The organism is Hydrogenivirga sp. 128-5-R1-1 (assembly GCF_000171895.1).
On the sequence record NZ_ABHJ01000312.1, the window covers coordinates 1 to 1,572 of the forward strand.

The window sequence follows — 1,572 nt, forward strand, 5'->3', positions numbered from 1 at the left end:
TAAAGTTTGAAAATCAACCGACCTTTCAGCAAGCTATGACTATGTCTCAAAAATGAGAGCGTCAATACTGGTTTTAGGCCCCATGCTTACAAGATTTGGATATGCACAGGTAGCACTTCCAGGGTGGATGTGCTATTGGAAGTAGACTCTGTTGACTCTTCATTTAAAAGCTCTAAAAAAGATGGGGAGCTGAAATATCTCTAAAAAGAAGGAAAATATAATTGCAAAAAGCTCCTTACGGACTAAAAGGTACACAGATAACTTTTGAAAAAATCACCAGTAACTAGGTACAGAAAACATAATGATGGCAGCAGTACTTGCAAAAGGAAAAACCTATTATCAAAAATGCAGCAAAAGAACCTGAAGTTTTAGACCTTGCCAACCTTTTAATAAAAATGGGTGCAAAAATAGAAGGTGCCGGAAGTGATACTATAGTTATAGAAGGAGTAAAATCATTAAATAAAGCTAGACATAAAGTTATACCTGATAGAATAGAAGCAGGAACATTTGCAGTTCTTTCTGCACTGTGTGGCGAAGGTATCACTATTGAAAATTATCCTATTTGAATATTTAGAGTATTTCAATGAAACACTGGAAAAAATAGGTATTAACTTAACAAAAATTGGAAAAAATACTGCATACATTAAAAAAGCAAGAGAGGTAAAACCTATAAACATAGAAACAAAAGAATATCCATATTTCCCAACAGATTTACAAGCTCAAATGATGGTACTACTAAGTTTTGCAGACGGCACATCAAAAATAAAAGAAAACATATTTGAAAATAGATTTATGCACGCAGATGAGTTAAACAGACTTGGAGCAAATATTAAGGTTGATACAAAAAACAATACTGCAATTATAAAAGGTGTAAAAAAGTTAGAAGGTGCTAAAGTAAAGGCTACAGATTTACGAGCAAGTGCAGCGATGGTTATAGCAGGTCTTGCTTCAGAAGGTATTACAGAAATAGAAGAAATTTACCATCTTTATAGAGGATATGAACACATAGACCAGAAGTTAAGAAATATTGGTGCAGAAGTTTATAAAAAGGGGCAGTAGCCCCCAATTTATTATTTAGCTTTAAATGAAATTATATGTTTTGTATTATCCCACTGAACAACCTCAACAACTTTTATATCATCGTTTTCTTCATCAACATATATTTCAGTTGGTCTATGAATTAAATGGTCGTGTCTTTCGGCAGCAACTTCAAAAATATCATTTTTAGGGTCATAGTTTAATCCAACAAGCTCCTGCCAGAATGTTTCAACCTGGTCTCCAAGTTCAGGGTTTACAATTTCAATCTGAACATCTCTTTTTGGAATAAGTCCTTCTCTATACTTTCTGTCCCATTCTGCAAAATAAGATTCCCATTCTGATTTCTCAAGTTTTCTTACTGCCATTGACGTGCCCTCCTTTAGTTATAATTTTTATTAGCATAATTTAACATATGTCTAAATGAAAACAAAATCAAGTATTTTAAGGTGCAAAATTGAAAATTAAACAATTAAGTGAAGAAGTTATAAACAAAATAGCTGCCGGTGAAGTTGTAGAAAGGCCGGCAAATGTACT

At 33.1% G+C, this 1,572-nt stretch carries 3 protein-coding genes; 2 read left to right on the top strand and 1 reads right to left on the bottom strand.

The window, feature by feature from the left end:
- Positions 1 to 317: 317 nt before the first annotated feature.
- Both HG1285_RS20570 and HG1285_RS19600 read left to right on the top strand, forming a co-directional pair.
- Positions 318 to 566: a UDP-N-acetylglucosamine 1-carboxyvinyltransferase gene (locus tag HG1285_RS20570; protein ID WP_008289213.1), complete on the top strand. Its 249-nt coding sequence runs from the start codon at positions 318 to 320 to the stop codon at positions 564 to 566.
- The gene (locus HG1285_RS19600) at positions 547 to 1,059 is read left to right on the top strand and encodes a hypothetical protein (protein ID WP_008289214.1); all 513 of its coding nucleotides are present in this window, start codon (positions 547 to 549) and stop codon (positions 1,057 to 1,059) included. Before HG1285_RS20570 ends, HG1285_RS19600 begins: the two co-directional genes overlap by 20 nt.
- An 11-nt stretch (positions 1,060 to 1,070) precedes the next feature.
- On the opposite strand, the gene HG1285_RS02090 is transcribed toward HG1285_RS19600, so the two are convergent.
- Positions 1,071 to 1,403 carry a DUF5335 family protein gene (locus HG1285_RS02090; RefSeq protein ID WP_008289215.1) on the bottom strand — a complete coding sequence of 111 codons (333 nt, stop codon included), beginning with the start codon at positions 1,401 to 1,403 and terminating at the stop codon, positions 1,071 to 1,073.
- Positions 1,404 to 1,572 lie beyond the last annotated feature (169 nt).